The organism is Streptomyces spongiae, assembly GCF_009377185.1.
GTDB classification, from domain to species: Bacteria; Actinomycetota; Actinomycetes; order Streptomycetales; family Streptomycetaceae; genus Streptomyces; species Streptomyces spongiae.
The window spans coordinates 1-14,300 of record NZ_VJZC01000227.1 but is presented as its reverse complement, the minus strand read 5'-3'; the positions used below and the strand labels follow the sequence as shown (position 1 = coordinate 14,300).

Sequence of the window (14,300 nt, the reverse complement as noted above, 5' to 3'; positions counted from 1 at the left end):
GTGGCAGGGGTGGTGGGTGGCCTGCGGGCAGCGAGCCGAGTCGCACATCCCGATCAGCGGCCGGTCCGCGGTGGGGGTGCCCGCGAGTTTGAGGCAGAGCGCCCTGGAGGGGTCGGTGAACCAGCAGTAGTTTGCCGGTCCGAGGTGCAGAGTCTTGGCGCGCTTGGTCAGTAGGTTGAGGACGTCACGGTTGTTGCGCTGGACTTTTGGGGCTGCGGTCGAGGACGTATCGACCTGGGCGTCGATGCTGGCGAAGAGCTTGTTGACCTCGGCCAGAAGTTCGGCCTGAGCCCCGCCAGGACGCGAGGCATAGCCTTCCGTTGTGGCCACGGCGATATGTTTCATGTGGATCTTGGTGGCTAGGACGCCGCCGGGCCGATAGGCCATCTCCAGGGACAAAGTCCGCCGCAGCATCCGCAGGTTGACCGGCCCCTCGGGGATCGGCGCCAGGCCAAGTCGCTTCCCGGCCATGGAGTTGACCCAGTTCTTGAACCACTTGAAGCGGACGTTGAAGGAGAACCGGCCAATCAGCAAGGTGCCTTCTGCCGGGGTGTCGTGCAGTTGCTCAAGGAGCTCGATCGCTCGATAGACCGGCTCGATGACGACCCACTCGTCATCGGTGCCGCCCAGTGGCTGCCCTTTGACGATCTTGCTTGCGATCCGGTAGCGGGTCAGGCCCGGGACAGACTCTTCGGGCGGTCGCCGACAACCGATGCGCAATTCCATCAGCTCACTCGCACGCATGCCTGAGATGGCGGCAGCGGTGATGATCGCGGCGGTGCGGACGATGCCGACCAGACTCCCGGGCGGACTCCTATGTGGTCACCTCGCTCCACCTACTCGACGAGGACGAGGACCCCCACGGCGACGCGGCCCGGGACGCGACGGGCCACCTCGTCCTGTCGCTGCTGGCCTTCGCTGCCGACACAGCCGCCGACACACCTGCCTTCGCCGAGCAACTCGGCCCCGAGGAAGGCGAGGCGGTGCGGCGGCTCCTCGACCGGCGCGGCACTACCGCCACCGCGCCGGACCGGCACACCAAGCTCTACCCCAACTACCTCGGACGCATCGCACCGCAGGACCGGGACCTGGTTCTGCCCTCGCTGATGAACACCCTGGCCCTGGTCGGCACCCGCGACGATCTCCTCGCCCGCATCGCCACCCTGGAACAGGCCGGCGTCGACGAACTCCTCATCCAGCCGGTGATCGACCCGCCCACCGAGATGGCCCTGCTCGCGAAACTCCTCACCTGAGCTGACCCGCCAGCCGCACGTCCTTGACCTGCACACCTAGCAGATCACCAAGACTTTGCAATCGCCCTGGTCCCTTTGGGACTGCCGGTTCGAAGACATCGCGCAAGGGCGCGGTTATCACCTGCGGCGGGGCAGAATTCATGCCGAGGTGCTCGGTCACATCAGTCTCCCAGTGATCAGCGTGAAGGGAAGATGGCCCCAACGTAGTCAGCGCTGAGGATTCTGCCCTGGCTAGGCAGGAGCACCTGGCCGAGCCAACCATCCGGCGGCAGGAGGTCTTCAATCTTCGTCCTCGCTTCGCCCCGAGCTTCCGCGTTGCCGTTGCCACTGAGGGCGTCGTACTGGCGGCATCTGTCGGCCACCAGGTCGTAGAGCCGAACTGCGGCGTCGTGGTTGATCAGCGTCGCGCTCTGCTCGGCCTTGGGCGGTCGCTCGCCGCTAGCACCGACCAGGCGTGCCAGCAGTTCAAGGCCCTCGCATTGTTCATCGTGGGTGCCTGTGAGCATGGTGCGGCCCTGGGAGAGAGCGCGGTCGACTCGTCCGCCGGCTTCTCGACGCCTTTCGTCCCAGGCCAGGAAGAGTCGGTCGGTGTCATCGGCTGTGTGTTCGTGTCCTCGGAGATCCGCGACCGCGCGGCTGAGCCGGCGGAACCAAGCGGCGCGGGGGCCATTCTCGGTCGTTTTCTCCAGGGCAGTGCGTGCGCTAGTGCTCTGACCGGGAGGGTTCACCGGGGCGGTGGCTTCGCCTCGATAGTCTGCACAGCGTGATCAACTCATACGCGAGTTCCGACGATGCCGCGGTCGCGTTAGCCGGAGCGCAGGCCGGCGCGGATGTGGTCCGCAGGATGTACGGCCGGCGGCTCAACCGCATCGACAAGGGGGCCGGGGACTTTGCCACCGCGGCTGATGTGGAGGCCGAGGAGACGATCCTCGGCGTTATCCGTGCCGCACGGCCCGATGACGCGGTGCTCGGCGAGGAAAGCGGGCAGCAGGGCGCCGGCGACGCTGTGCGCAAGTGGTTGGTGGATCCCCTGTGCGGCACGCTGAACTACGCCGTGGGCAACATGCTGGTGGCCGTCAATGTGGCGCTGCTTGATGGGGCGGCGGCGGTGGCCGACCCGTTCAGCGGCGAGGTTTTCTTCACCGATGGGGAGAGCGCCTGGGTGCGGCGTGACGGGGCCGACGACGCACTACTGGCGCCCTCGTCCGCTACCCGGTTGGTGGACGTCAACCTGGATCCGCCGTTCCCGAGTGCGCCCGGATTCCGGGCCGTGGATCTGCTGGCTCACCCTGGATTCGTCGAACGTTTCCGGCCTCGGGTCGTGTCTACGACGCTGGCGCTGGCCTGGGTCGCTGCCGGCAAGCGCGCTGCGTATGTCACCGATGGCGGCGACCTGTCCAGGAGCGTGCACTTCGCGGCCGGCATCGCGTTGTGCCGGGCTGCTGGCTGCATTGTCACCGGGATCGACGGTGGCCCGATCGGTGAGGCAGGTCGGGGGCTTGTGGTCGCCGCCGACGAGGAGACCCACAGGCTGCTGATGTCGATGACGCGCAGCCGAGGCTAGTGCTGCGACGCATGGGTTGCGCCGGGGTGGGTCAGGCCGCGACTCGGAGGGGTCTGCGGCCCCAGCGGATGCCCTTCTCACTGCGGATCCGGGCACGTTCACGGCGTTGAGCTGCGAGGACGTCTGGGTGGCGGGCGTTGGTGTTGCGTCGGCGCAGGTAGGCGTGGAGGGCCCGCGTCTGGGCGGTGTGGTTACGGTGGTTGGAATTGGCGACGGTGAACTGCCGCAGCGGTCCGAAGTGGGCCTCGATCGGGTTGGCCCAGGGCGCTGATCGGGCTCGGGGGATCAGCACCTGGCTGTCGTGCAGGTTCGCCCCCGAGATTCCGACGGACAGGGGCAGACCGGTCCGCTCGGTGATCAAGTGGATTTTCGATCCGCACTTGCCCCGGTCGACAGTATTCGGTCCTGCCAGCTCCCCCTTTCAGGGCCCGCATGTTCACCGGGTCGATCGCGCAGAGTGACCAGTCCAGCTCACCCCGGGCGCCGAGTTCGTCGAGGACGAGACGGTGCGGCTTCGCCCAGACCCGGGCGGCGGACCACTCAGTGAAGCATCGGTGCGCGGTCGGCCCCGACGGACCGAAGACCGGCGGCAGCTGCCGCCAGGTACAGCCCGTCGTGGCCACGAAGATGATCGCCGCGAGGACCTCGCGGTCCCCGGACCGGCGCCGGCCCCCGCCCTGCGGCCGCATCGGAGCAGACGGGACCACACGTCGGAACAGCTTCCACAAAGTCTCTGGCACCAACGTCTCGATCACGTCCGCTCCCATGCCCCGAAAATGCCTGCTCACGACAACAGCATGGCGGCTAGTGTCAGTTGGCATGCGACTGACCGTTCTCGGCGGCTGCGGGGCGTGGCCCACCGCAGTTCAGGCATGCAGCGGCTACCTCGTCGAGTACGCGGGTTTCCGCCTGCTCATCGACCCCGGGTACGCCACGCTGCCACGACTGCTCGACCACCACAACGTCGACTCCATTGACGCCGTGCTGATCAGCCACGGACACCCCGACCACTGCGCTGACCTCAACCCTCTCCTGCGCGCCCGAGGTCTGAGTGACACGCCACCGCCAGCACTGCCGGTATACGCACCCCACGGCGCAGCCGATGCAGTACTCGCGCTCGACAAACCGAGCATGCTCGCCGAGGCGTACAGCCTTCGCGAGTTCCAGCCTGGCGACCGGCTCGACATCGGTCCGTTCAGAACCGACACCTGGCTTCTGCCGCACTTCGTGCCCAACGCCGGCATCCGACTGACCACGCCGGACGCCGTGCTCGCCTACACCGGCGACACGGGTCCAAGCCGCGACATCCTGCGCCTCGCTGAAGGTGCTGACCTGCTGTTGTCGGAAGCCACGTACGTCCACGAGGTGCCGACCGCCGACGCACCGTATCTGCTGACCGCACGACTGGCCGGCCAGTACGCGAGCCAGGCGGGCGCTGCCAGGCTCATGCTCACCCATCTATGGCCAGGGACAGATCCGAAAGCTGCACACGACACAGCCGCGCAGACCTTCCAGCACCCTATCGACATCGCCACACCCGGGCTCGTCACCAACCTCGGCCGTGGAAGCGGTCATACGGCTCCTGGCATCGAATGACGCGGACGCCAGAAACTCCCATGACCATGCCGTGTTCCAAATGAAACAGACATCAGAGAATCAAACGCTCACTCAGCTCTCAGGTGCCCGCAGGAGTCGCTCCCGGGTCGCCTCGGGCAGAACCCGCCTCGGGCAGGTGCGGGACGCTGGATCCGAAGGACACCGCCCACAGGAACGGTGCGCCGAGCGCGGGCTCGGCCCATGCCTGCCATCCGGTCGGCCCCACCTCGTCGGACTCGGTGGTCAGGGCGCTCGGGTCCGCGTCCTGGATGAGAGGCGGTACCTCACCGAGGCTGATGTGCGAGGTGAACGTGGGGTCCGTCGCTCCCGCCTGGGGCTGATCAACATCACGGAGCCAGCCGTGTGCGGCGACGGCGTCGAGGACCCGCTCAGGGCCGACGAGCGGCACGCTGGGCTGGTCGCGGGCGTCGAGCGCGAGGAGGAAGTCGACGAGGACCTCACCGGGAACGTCGGGGGTGAAGTACGCCGACCACTGTGCGAGCGGGCTGCTCGTATCCGCGCGAGCGGAGACCTGCCAGGCGATCGGTAGTTCCCCCAGGTGGAACGGCTCGTCCGCCACGACCCACTGGGCCCAGCGGAGGGAGTCGGGGCTGATGTGCAGGACGGTGCTGCGCAGGACCTGGCGGTCCTCCGGTGCGTCGTCCGGCTCGTGTCGCCCTCGGATGATCGCCAGGCTCGTCCACCCCATGCCGCCGAGCATGTCGGCGACGACGTCGTAGAGACGTCCGTCGTCACCGGCCAGATGCCGGGGGCCGACCCAGCACGAGGACTGGGCGCCGGTCGGAGCGGGCGGGTCGCGCGGGAAGTCTGGGTACAGGGGCGCCTCCAAGGGGTCGGTACGGTTCTACTTGCCGCCGGCGGTTCGGCGGGGTCGACGCGGGAGTGCCTGGACTGGGCCCTGCCAGGCCAGAGCGACGGCGACCTCGGGCGGCAGATGGCCGAGCTGCGTGTCCTCGTCCTGTCCCTCGGCGAGGTAGACGACGGTCCGGCCGGCCTCGTCCACGGACCGCACGACCTGCGCGAGGCGGTGTGCCATCAGGAAGAACGGATTCATCGCCTGCCCTACCGGAGCACTCCGATCGCACCCGGACAACAGGTCGATGAGATCGCCGACGGTCATATCCGCGAGCGACACGAACAGCCTCCATGTCCTCGGCCCCCCAGGCGCAGGCGAGTCTCTGAAGACTGGAAGCTGGGTGACCATCCAGATGTCTGCGGTGGGCAACCTGCCTGCCGTCTTGACCACGTTCGTGGGACGACGTGGGGAACTCGTCGATCAGCGCGCAGGACACGGAGCTCCGCGAGGCACCGGCTCCAGAGGCGAGGTCACCGATGTTCACGATAACTCCTAGCTCGAACCGGTTCGCGTGAACTGAAGCCAGAAACCACCCGAGCGCCTGTCAATACCCGGAGGACTCCCCCCACCATGAAGTCCTGAGACAGACACAAGCTCATGCCGGAGGGATTGCTGGCCGGACGTGCCGGTGTTAGCTTCGCCGAACCGATTCGACCTAGCGGCCTCAGGCCTCCGCACAAGCGCCAACCCCCACTGCGCAGGGCGGGTTGCAGCCCTCTCACCTCGAAGCATTTGCTGCCCACTGAAGCAAAGAATCGAATCGGTTCGATACTCGTAGTCAAGGATAAGGACGTATCCATGCCATCCGCTGACAGATCTGCCCGGCGCCGAGCCCCGGCCGCCGTGGCAGTGGCTCTCGGCGCGGGCCTGTTGACCGCCCCCACCGCCCCCGCTCAGGCAGCCGACACTCCCCAACCCACCGCCCGTTACACCTTCGACCAGGACGACCTGGACTCCGGCCGGATCAACGACAGTTCGGGCAACGGCCTTACGGCGACCCTGGTGAACGGCTCCACCGCCCAGTCCGTGGCGGGCACGGACGGCGGCAGGGCGCTGGCCCTGCCCGGCGGAGCGCCCACCTCCGACGGCGCGTACGTGCGCCTGCCCCGCGAAGTCCTCGGCGACGCCACCGACCTGACCGTCTCCGCGCGCGTGAAGTGGGACGGCGACAAGTCGTCCTGGCAGCGGATCTTCGATCTCGGCACCAACACCACCAAGTACCTGTTCAGTACCCCGTACAACGGCAACGGTCTGTTCCAGACCTCGGTCACCACCGGCGGAGGCGGAGCGGAAGCACAGGCCCTCGGCTACGCTCCGCTTCCCGCGAACGTCTGGCGGACCGTCACCGTCACCCTGGACACCTCCGCCGGAAGGCTCACCAGCTACCTCGACGGCGTGGCGGTCTCCTCCACCGAGACCGGCATCAAGGCCAAGGACCTGCTGGACAGTTCGGCGACGGCCGCCGGTTACATCGGCAAGTCCTTCTGGCCGGATCCGCTGCTCAAGGGTTCGATCGACGACTTCACCGTGTGGCACTCGGCGCTCAGCCCCGAGCAGGTGGCCGGTACGGTCGGGACCTTGCCCACCCTCCAGGAGCTTTCGCAGACGTCCTTCGAGGCACGCACCACGGCCGGAACCGCCCCGTCCCTTCCCACAGCCGTCCGCTCCTCCTTCTCCGACGGCTACGACCGCGACACGCCGATCACCTGGGACGCCGTACCGGCCGAGAAGTACGCGAAGCCGGGGACGTTCACGGTCGCCGGAACCGCGGCCGGACGCGCCGTGAAGACGACCGTCACGGTGGTCCGCGAGGGACAGCTCACCGTCGACCTCGCCTCGGACACCGGCGCGTTCCACGGCGGCGCCTCCGGCACCCTCTACGGCGTGTACGGACCGGACGTCCCCACCAACAACCTCATCGAGGGCATGGGCCTGCGCACGGTCTCCACGAAGGCGCAGGACGGTCCGCAGCACCCGGGGGCCGACGCGCTGGAGGTAGTGAAGCCGCTGGCCGACTCCACCGACGGTGATGTGTACATCTACATGACCGACATCCACCGCGGCTTCCCGTACCAGTGGCCGGGCGACACCCCCGCGGAGAAGCTCAAGCTGTACAAGGAGAAGATCGCCGAGCAGGTCGACCAGGTCCTGAAACTGCCGAAGGAGTACCAGGACAACATCGTCTTCGTGCCGTTCAACGAGCCCGAGGGCAACATGTTCGGCACCGGCGAGTGGAGCTACAACAAGGTCAGCTGGCTGAGCGACCCGGACGACTTCTTCGCCGCCTGGGACGACGCCTACAAGCTGATCAAGGGCAAGATGCCGAGCGCCCGCATCGCCGGCCCCAACACCAGCGTCCTGTTCGACCAGGTGAAGGGCTTCCTCTCCCACGCTCTGGCCGCAGGCACCCTCCCGGAGGTGATCACCTGGCACGAGCTGAGCCACCCGGAGGCGGTGCGCGAGAGCGTCGCCAAGTACCGGGGGTGGGAGAAGGAGCTGTTCAGGGGCACCGGCAAGGAGGGCACCGAACTCCCCATCAACATCAACGAGTACGCCTTCAACTACCACACCTCCGTCCCCGGCCAGATGATCCAGTGGGTGTCCGCGATCGAGGAGTCCAAGGTGGACGCCGACATCGCGTACTGGAACATCGACGGCAATCTCTCCGACTCCGCCGTTCAGTCCAATCGCGGCAACGGGCAGTGGTGGCTGCTGAATTCGTACGCCTCGATGAGCGGGCACACGGTGACGGTGAACCCGCCGTTCCCCGGCGAGAACTACACCATGCAGGGCGTGGCCACTCTCGACGAGAAGAAGAAGCAGTCCAGGCTGATCTTCGGCGGGTCCGCCGGCAAGGGCCACATCACCTTCGCGGGCGTACCGAAGAAGGTCTTCGGGAAGCGGGTGCACGCCTGGATACGGGAAATCGAGTGGAGCGGACAGCTCGGCGACAACTCCGGCCCGAAACTGCTCGCCGAACAGAACCTGAAGGTGGGTGACGACGGCACGGTGGCCGTCGACTTCGGCGACGGCTCACTTCCGGAGCTGAAGGAGTCCTCGGCGTACGAGATCGTCCTCAGCCCGGCTGGGAAGGCCAAGGACACGCAGTCCCCGCCGACCCGCTGGCAGGGCTCGTACGAGGCGGAGGACGCCGCCCACACCGGGTCCGGCTACACGAAGAACGGCCCCGAGGGCTCCCCCCGTGACGTGTCGAAGTTCTACACCTCCGGCGGCTACGACGTCGGCGGCCTGCGCACCGGCTCGGACGTCACGCTCGACTTCACCGTGGACGTGCCCGAGGACGGCACCTACGACCTGAGCGTCTTCGCCAACTCCCTCAACACCTACGACAAGGTGAAGGAGCAGGGCCCCACCAACGTCTTCCTGCGCGTGGACGGCAAGGCGGACAGCGAGCAGGAACTACACCTGCCGCTCGGCTACAAGTGGGTGGTCTGGGACCACGCCGACACCAAGGTGAAGCTGACCAAGGGCAAGCACACCCTGACACTCGCCGCGAAGAGCCTCGACGGCAAGCGCGCCACCAAGGGTGACGCCATCGTCGACCGCCTCGCCCTCTCCCTCCCCGAGGCTTCGGCCGCCACCCAGGTGTACGAGGGCGAGCTGGCCTGGCTGGCCGGTGGGGCGCGCCCCGTCTACGACCTGCCGAAGCACACCAAGGCCCCCGCCACCGGCTCGGGCGCGGCCCGGCTCCCGAAGAAGGGGACCGCCACGTTCTGGGTGTACTCGCCCGCCGACCGCGAGGCCACGCTCGAGGTCGACGTCCTCGACGGCTCGGGCGCCCGGCTCTCCGTCAACGGACACGACGTCCTGCGCCTGGCCAAGGGCAGGAGCGAGGTGGCGGTCTCCCTCTCGGGCGGCGTCAACAAGGTGACGCTGACCGGAGGTTCGTCCACCACCCTCGTCGACCGTCTCACGGTCACGCCGACGCAGGGAGCGCTCCCGGAGCGTACGTACGAGGCGCAGGACGCGAAGCTCGCGGGCTCGGCCACGCTCACCCCGCTCTCCCTCGCCACCGACGGGACGGCGATCACCGGGGTCGGCGGCGACCCGGGCAACGGCAACACCGCGACGTTCACCGTCGCCGCCGACCGGGCCGGCCAGTACGCGCTGCGCATCCGCTACTCCAACCCCGAGCAGGCCGAGGCCACCCACTACAACCCGGACCCGCTCGCCCGCCACGCTGACATCACCGTCAACGGCGGCGAGACACGACGCGTCGGCTTCCCGCACAGCTTCCACCAGAACAACTTCTGGGAGCTGACCGTCCCGGTCCACCTCAAGAAGGGGCAGAACACGATCACCTTCCGCTCCGAGGAACTACCCAACTTCGACGGCACCACCTACGCCTCGGACACCTTCCCCGGCGTACCGCTCCGCTCCCGCTACGCACCGCTGATCGACCGGATCACCGTCGCGCCGTACGCGCGGGAGGTGCGATGAGGTGACCACCGGCGGAGGAGCGGGCCCGCCCTTGTGGCCCGCGCCCGCTCCGCCGCCGGTGTTCCGGTCGTCAGCTCTTGCCGAGAAGCGTCCAGATCTGGTTCTTCTTGGTGCTGAGCGCGCTCGCGGAGTCGCAGGTCCACTGGTGGATCAGGGCGCGTGCCGCGGTGGAGACGCCGGTGACGTCGACGCACTTGCCGCTGTGGACGGCGACCAGTTGGTAGTCACGGGTGCCGCCGAGTGCCGTGACGGGGTTGAGGGTGAACATCTGGTGGGTGCCGCCGTTGCACGTGTACTGGATGACGGCGGCGTCGTCGGCCGTGGAGGCGTTCATGACGTCCAGGCACTTGCCGCTGTGCTGGTTGACCACGGTGTAGGTGTTCGCCCGGCCGGTGACCGGCTTGAAGTCGAACATCTGCTGGTAGCCGCCCTCGCAGTAGTACTGCTGGTACTGCGTGCCGTTGGCCTTGGACAGGTTGGTGTCGTCCAGGCACTGGCGGCTGTTCGGGCTGATGGCGATCGTGGAGATCGTCGTGTTGGACGGCGGGAGCAGGGTGACGGTGTAGGCGTCCTTGGCGTTCGTCCACGGGACGGTGAGGGAGGCGGCGTTGCCGCTGACCGTCAGGGTGGTGTCGGAGACGGTGGTGGGTCCGCTGACGGCGTTGCCGTTGTCGTACGGGTTGCGCTGGACGACGGCCCGGACCTGCCCGCCCTCCACCACCGACGTGGTGTTGAGGCCGGTGAGGTTGACGGTGACCGTGCCGGTGTTGCCGTTGCTGCCGAGCAGGATCTTGGCGTTCTTGGCGGAGTTGTCCTTCGTGGCGAAGCCGTCGGTGCCGGTGCCCGGGGTGACACCGACGACGCTGCCGGTCTGTGAGCCGTAGTAGCGGTACGAGAACCACTCGCCGCGCGGCAGGTACTGGCCCGCGCTGTTCTTGGTGAGGAGAGCGGCCTGGTAGTCGTGCAGGTTGGTGCCCGAGGCCCAGTTGGCGCGCAGACCGTCCACCCCGGCGCGCTCCAGCCGCGAGATGTACCAGCTGCCGCTGCCCGGGTTCTGCTCGCCGGGGAGGGCGTACTCGTTGACCTGGTAGGGGCGGGTGTTGGTCAGCCCCGCGGCGGCGAGCGTGGAGTCGGCGCGGCCGACGTCGGTGACCGGGTCGCCCGGCAGCTCGTGCCAGCTGTAGATGTCGGGGGCGACGTTGTTCGCCTTGACGTAGGCCAGGTAGTTGGTCCACCAGGTGTTGGACGAGCTCGGCCTGTTGGCGATGCTGGGGCCCACGATCAGCTGGTTGGGGAAGGCCGCGCGCACCTTGGCGTGGAACCGCGCCCACATCTGCAGGTACTGGGTCTGTGGCGGAGCCCAGAAGTTGCTGCCGTCGGGTTCGTTCCACAGGTCCCACTCGACGGTCATGTTGTTGGCTTTGACGTCGTTGATGAGCCGGGTGACGAAGGCGTCGAACTGCGTCCAGTCACCGTTGTCGCCGGGCCAGCCCTGGCTGGTGGTGCCGTCGGCGCCCCACAGGTCGTGCGGCAGCAGCACGAAGGTGCCGCCGAGGGCGGCGGTCCTCTTGTACTGGGCCAGGGTGGCGTTCCAGCGGGTCTGGTAGTCGGCGAGGCTGGTGGCGTAGCCGCCGCTGTTGAGCTGGGCACCGCCCGCCCGCATGAGGTTCCACTTGATGTCCCGGTAGAAGTGGTCCTGCGGCGCCGAGGCGTCCGGTGTCATCCCGTAGATGGTGCCGGAGGCACGGTAGGTGGGGGCGCCGCTGGTGGTGGCGAAGTCGACGGTCACGGCGGTGTCGGCGGCGCGGGCCGTCGTGCCGGGCAGGACGGCGACGGCCGCGACCGAGGCGAACAGCGCGGCGAGCGCGGTGGTCCTGCGCGGGCGGAGAGCCGCGGGGGAACCGGGTCGGCTGTCGCCTCCGGGTGGAACGAAGGTACGGGACATGCGCATTAGGTCTCCCGAAAGGATGGGTGATGGCCGGGCCCGGCGGGCCCGGATGGCTTCGGCAGCCGCTGTCCTTCGGGGGCGGCATGCCGGAGTTCGTGGATCGCCGCCGCGGAGGAGCGGGGGCGGCGAGGGTGCGGCCTGGGGCCGGTCACGCCCAGGTACGACGGGGCAGCGGTGTGGTCCGGATGTCGGCCGGGCGGTGGTCGGGGGCCGGCACCAGCCGCCTTTGTCGGCAGCCCAGGCCCTTGACCGGCCACTGTTGATGGGCGTCGCCGTCGCAGGTCCGCTGATGGACTTTCGCACCGCCGGCGCTGCTGTGACCCGACGCCTACAGGCACCTGCCGCTGTCGCGGTTCACCAGGGTGTACGCGGCTGTGGTGGTCGTTGTATCCCCGGAGGGGCTCGTCAGGGTGCTGTCGAGAGCGACCGGGCTGCCGCGGTTCGGAGTGCCGTCGGCGTTCCGGGGGGAACTGCGGGGCCCTGGTGGTGCGGCCGTTGTCGCAGCGGCCGATGGCGGTGTCGTCGGCGTGGTGGACGACCCGGTTCTCGGTACCGTCGGGCGAGGTGGAGAAGCCGTTGTGGCCAGGGCTGTGGCCGCCTGCCGCGTCATTGCCGGAAGACCGGTGACGGGTTCCTCGTCCGCTCGTCGCGGTTCGGTGGGGCGCTGCCGGTCGCCTCCAACCGATCGGGCCTGTACTCGGGGTGCCGCGGGCGTTCGCGGAGTCGACGAGAAAGGTGCGGCCGTCGTGCCGCAGTGCTTCCGGACCCTCGTCGGCAGTTGGGCCCTGGGTCTCCCGGCTGGGCGTTGAGGTCGAGGTGCGTCCGACCAGTTCCGCACGCCGGAAGTGGTGGCGCGGCCGACGAGGGCCGACGACTTGCGCATGCGCAGGACGCCGGAGGACGTCCGGGTGCATACGTCGGCATCCCGAGCAGAGCCACGCGCGGGCGTGCCTGCTCGTGTGTCCGGCCGAGATCGTCGGGGCATTGAACGCGCCAGGAGTTCAGGAGGGTGCCGCAGTCGACGGGATCGGGGCCTTGTGGACCGGTGAACTCCCGTACGACGGTCTTGGTCTGGGCGTCAGAAGCGGTGGTCCGGCGCGGGCAAGGAGGGTAAGGACTCCTGGGCGACGCCCCGATGTATGTCTTGTCTCGCCTTGAGCATGGTCGTGGCCTCTCCAGGTTCCTCGAACCGGTTCGATGGAAGCTAACACCGAGACCACCAGCCAGCAATAGCCTCGACAAGGATTGCCCGGCCGCACACGGCCGACCTACCGGACGGAGCCACAAGGCGTCATTACCTGCGGAATCCGCCACCCGTCCCGCTGACGAGCAGGCGCTTCCTCGGGTGAGCCGGGCATTGCACGCCCCCACGACGACATTTCCAGGACGTTACGAAAAGTTCGGCATGAAGCGTTGACACCCGACCGGGTTGCTCCTACCTTCACTTCACGCGAACCGGTTCGACCACAGATGATCGACTGATCACATTCATTTGAACGATCGAACCGGTTCGATCTCTCTCATCAAGGAGTGCCCGTGAACATCGGTGAGATCGCCAAGCGGGCCGGTGTCTCGCGGAGCACCGTGTCGTATGCCCTGAGCGGGAAGCGCCCGGTGTCCGAGGACACCCGTCAGAAGATCCAGCGGGTCATCGACGAGCTGGGCTACCAGCCCAACGCCAGTGCGCGGGCACTGGCCAACGGCCGGACCAACACCATCGGTCTGGTCTTCCCGCCGGCCGGGAACCACTACACCGGCATGCAGCTGGACTTCATCGGCAGTGTCACCGAGGCCGCGGCTGCCTACGACTACGACGTGCTGCTTTCTCCGAGCGGTGTGGACAGCGACCGCTCGTTCCAGCGGCTCCTGGGCGAGCGCCGGGTCGACGGAGCGATCCTGATGGAGATCCGGTTGCAGGACGACCGGCTCGACCATCTCGCCGCAGTGGATTTCCCCTCCGTCGCCATCGGCCGCACCGCCCACCCTGAGGGCGGCTGGTGGGTGGGCCTGGACCACACGGCACTGGCGGCGGCCTGTGTGCACCACCTCGCGGACCTGGGACACCGCAGGATCGCCTTCGTCAACCGGCCCGAGCAGCTCCTGCGGGCCGGGTACGAGTCCGCCCACCGGGGCCTGGACGGGTTCACCAAGGCCGCGGCGGAACGCGGGCTGACCGTCCGGACCTACTGCTGCGGGGACGACGCCGCATCCGGCCTCGCGTGTCTGGAGCGGATCCTGCACGACGACCCCGCCACCACGGCCCTCGTCACCCTGAACGAGGCCGCGCTCGGCGGCCTCTACCGAGGGCTGGCCCAGGCCGGCCGCCATGTGCCCCGCGACTTCTCCGTCACCGGAGTCGTGGCCAGCCGGTGGGCGGAGACGGTGACCCCGCAGCTCACCGCGGCGGACGTGCCGGCGGAACAGATGGGCCGCCTCGCCGTCGACCTGCTCGTCGAGCGGCTCGACCATCCCGGTACACCGGCCCGGCATCACCTGCTGGCGCCGCCGATCTCGTTGCGGGCAAGCACCGCACCTGCCGGCACGGGGCCCGCCGACCCCGCTCCCGACCTCGGTGCCCCCACGCACCCCTGACCGTCACCC

At 68.4% G+C, this 14,300-nt stretch carries 9 protein-coding genes and 3 pseudogenes; 5 read left to right on the top strand and 7 right to left on the bottom strand.

All coding sequences use genetic code 11. The features are described 5' to 3' along the window. Positions 1–726: pseudogene (locus FNH08_RS26765) on the bottom strand (site-specific integrase); the annotation flags it as partial. Positions 727–800: 74 nt separating this feature from the next. Here FNH08_RS26765 and FNH08_RS26760 point away from each other — a divergent pair. Further along, a pseudogene (locus FNH08_RS26760) lies at positions 801–1,253 on the top strand (LLM class flavin-dependent oxidoreductase); the annotation flags it as partial. 176 nt (positions 1,254–1,429) lie between these two features. Here the strand turns inward: FNH08_RS26760 and FNH08_RS26755 are convergent. Next, on the bottom strand, positions 1,430–1,759 hold the full coding sequence (locus FNH08_RS26755; protein ID WP_152774086.1) for a hypothetical protein: 330 nt from the start codon (positions 1,757–1,759) through the stop codon (positions 1,430–1,432). Positions 1,760–2,016: 257 nt separating this feature from the next. On the opposite strand from FNH08_RS26755, the gene FNH08_RS26750 reads away from it, so the two are divergent. Next, positions 2,017–2,817, top strand: coding sequence for an inositol monophosphatase family protein (locus tag FNH08_RS26750; protein WP_322725451.1), 801 nt, complete (start codon positions 2,017–2,019; stop codon positions 2,815–2,817). A 31-nt stretch (positions 2,818–2,848) separates the two neighbouring features. Here FNH08_RS26750 and FNH08_RS26745 read toward each other — a convergent pair. Continuing rightward, a protein-coding gene (locus FNH08_RS26745; protein ID WP_152774088.1) for an IS5 family transposase occupies positions 2,849–3,584 on the bottom strand; the annotation gives its coding sequence in 2 pieces (ribosomal slippage) (positions 2,849–3,238 and positions 3,240–3,584; 735 coding nt in all). A 52-nt stretch (positions 3,585–3,636) separates the two neighbouring features. Here FNH08_RS26745 and FNH08_RS26740 point away from each other — a divergent pair. Continuing rightward, positions 3,637–4,413, top strand: coding sequence for an MBL fold metallo-hydrolase (locus FNH08_RS26740; RefSeq protein WP_152774084.1), 777 nt, complete (start codon positions 3,637–3,639; stop codon positions 4,411–4,413). A gap of 72 nt (positions 4,414–4,485) precedes the next feature. On the opposite strand, the pseudogene FNH08_RS26735 reads toward FNH08_RS26740, so the two are convergent. Beyond that, positions 4,486–5,263, bottom strand: a pseudogene (locus FNH08_RS26735) (DUF317 domain-containing protein). Between the two features lie 15 nt (positions 5,264–5,278). Then, a complete protein-coding gene (locus FNH08_RS26730; RefSeq protein ID WP_152774087.1) occupies positions 5,279–5,554 on the bottom strand; it encodes a hypothetical protein in 276 nt (91 codons plus the stop codon). A 534-nt stretch (positions 5,555–6,088) separates the two neighbouring features. Between FNH08_RS26730 and FNH08_RS26725 the strand changes: the two genes are divergently transcribed. Continuing rightward, positions 6,089–9,751, top strand: coding sequence for a LamG-like jellyroll fold domain-containing protein (locus FNH08_RS26725; RefSeq protein ID WP_152774083.1), 3,663 nt, complete (start codon positions 6,089–6,091; stop codon positions 9,749–9,751). A 70-nt stretch (positions 9,752–9,821) separates the two neighbouring features. Here FNH08_RS26725 and FNH08_RS26720 read toward each other — a convergent pair whose 3' ends face one another. Together FNH08_RS26720 and FNH08_RS54090 are read right to left on the bottom strand one after the other, a co-directional pair. Next, positions 9,822–11,696 carry an RICIN domain-containing protein gene (locus FNH08_RS26720; RefSeq protein ID WP_152774082.1) on the bottom strand — a complete coding sequence of 625 codons (1,875 nt, stop codon included), beginning with the start codon at positions 11,694–11,696 and terminating at the stop codon, positions 9,822–9,824. Positions 11,697–11,701: 5 nt separating this feature from the next. After that, positions 11,702–12,613 (bottom strand): family 43 glycosylhydrolase, encoded by a 912-nt coding sequence (locus tag FNH08_RS54090; RefSeq protein WP_152774081.1) that lies wholly within the window; start codon positions 12,611–12,613, stop codon positions 11,702–11,704. A gap of 622 nt (positions 12,614–13,235) precedes the next feature. Here FNH08_RS54090 and FNH08_RS26710 point away from each other — a divergent pair. After that, entirely contained in the window at positions 13,236–14,291 is a 1,056-nt protein-coding gene (locus FNH08_RS26710; protein ID WP_322725448.1) for a LacI family DNA-binding transcriptional regulator, read from the top strand. Positions 14,292–14,300: the final 9 nt, after the last annotated feature.